The 1,818-nt window shown below is 59.0% G+C and carries 1 protein-coding gene; it reads left to right on the top strand.

Annotated features, from left to right (window positions below; all coding sequences use genetic code 11):
* The first annotated feature begins 939 nt into the window (after positions 1 to 939).
* A complete protein-coding gene (locus HGO92_RS23085) occupies positions 940 to 1,176 on the top strand; it encodes a hypothetical protein (protein WP_169999075.1) in 237 nt (78 codons plus the stop codon).
* The last annotated feature ends 642 nt before the right edge of the window (positions 1,177 to 1,818 follow it).

Below are 1,818 nucleotides of genomic sequence, written 5' to 3'. Positions count from 1 at the left end.
CTCATAGGACTATCTTCCCGCACCGCGGTCAAAGACAAACTGGACATGCTAAATGGATTCCTGATTCTCGCCCTACGTCATCGACTTGCTATGAGTTGCTGGCCTCAAACAACCCTGACACGTAGGGCATCCGCGGCCTTGAGAGCTTCGGCGGCGTTCTTCTCGGCTCCCTCCGCTCCTACTACTAGCGAACAATGTCAGTCAGGAGGTGCGCTGAAATAAACCAGGCGCCCTCCTGCGATTCCTGACGTACCTGTCCCGCCCTTTTTGCGAACGAAAACTGACGATCCTTGTTCGCTCTGCGCCGCCCTCACAGTCCTGAACCGCCTGCACCAGACCGACAGTTGTCGGAGGTTTGAGAAAAATCAGCCCAAGAGGCTGCAAAGCCCAATATTCTCTAAAGAGCCCGAAACCGCATCAGCCACAATGCGGATCGGTGCCTGTGCTCCGCTTTCTTTCGTCATCGCTACAGCGGAGAAAATGCAGTGCTGCAGAAAGAATCTTTCACGCTATGAAAGCGGGACAAGAAAGCAGCATAAGACCCCGGCTGGCACCTGCTGCGTCCCCCCAACGATCAGTAACGGTGCCACCGGAAGAAGGATGAACGCTTAGGCATGCTCCGCCTCTTGCTCGAAATGCGTTTCATCCGCTGTGTGGAAGGGGCCGGCATCCCCCACGGCCGCTGGCCCCTTCTTACAACCAAGTTACCCACCGCGCATTCGGCCGGGTGTGTGATGTTCCTGGGTGGGCCAGTGTTTGGCCGCGTGTCCAAGTGAACTGAGCGCAACGCCGCCCCTGGCCGGCAGCGTCCGCGGCCACTTCGCGCTCCTCCCCCAGAAACCGGACATGCCCTCTGAACAGGTGGCACCCGCGAAACCTCCAAACCACCTTTCCGAGCAACCATGAAAAGAGTTACCAATGTCGACGAGTATGGAACCCATGACATCGGAAAGTTCCCCTGTCGAACGCCCATCCCCCTCTGCCCGAATCGATGACGTCTCGAGCCTCAGCCGCGGGGACCGGATCGAAGCCATCGGACCCGATCGGGTCCGATGCCACGGCCGGGTGGAAGAAATTGCTCCCGAAGTGGGCGTCCTTTGGATCAAGGAGGAACCCCTCGATACCCGCAGGATGCTGGACACCAGCGACTACAGCATCCGCGTCATCTGCGGCTGAGACATCCCTCCCCGATTCACGCAGCGAGCAGCTCCACCAACCGGTGCTGCTTGCAGGCTGGACCGCGGCCGGCAAGGCTGACGATGAAACGAAAGAAACGAAAACGTCCAATAAAACTTGGATCAAGCTAGAAGCGAGAGCAATCATGGGTACGAGCACAGCGATGAAGGAAACCTTTTTCGCGCCTGGGACACCCGAAGCTGGCGAAATATACGACTTTATCGCGGCGCACACCACCAGAAAAGGGGCTCCCCCGCAGCCGCAATTCTTCCTGTCGGCTCCGAGTCTTCCTGTCCGGCTCCGAGCCGGGTGACCAGGTGGAAATCCCCCACGAGATCTATCAGGTACTCGTCAAAGCCGTGGAAGCGATGCGGAAGGGCTTGGCCGTGACGCTCGCTCCCAGTTCCATGACGCGTGGCGACCGAATTGAACAACACCGCGGTCGACCAGCATCTGGATGCACAGCACACTGGCAGCGCCCCACCCCTAACGCCGATAACGGCGCATATGACGGGGCGTAGTCTGCGTATTTCATCTGATGAATCATGACGCCTCCTCTCCCCGCTGTGGCGCGGGATCCCCGTCGAAGGGCGAGTTTACGCGGATCGCAGGCTGATTTCGGCTCTGATGTGGGCTTCGGCC

Source organism: Crystallibacter degradans (genome assembly GCF_012952295.1).
GTDB classification, from domain to species: domain Bacteria; phylum Actinomycetota; class Actinomycetes; order Actinomycetales; family Micrococcaceae; genus Crystallibacter; species Crystallibacter degradans.
The sequence above is the reverse complement of the archived record's forward strand: the minus strand, read 5'-3'. Positions and strand labels throughout refer to the sequence as shown.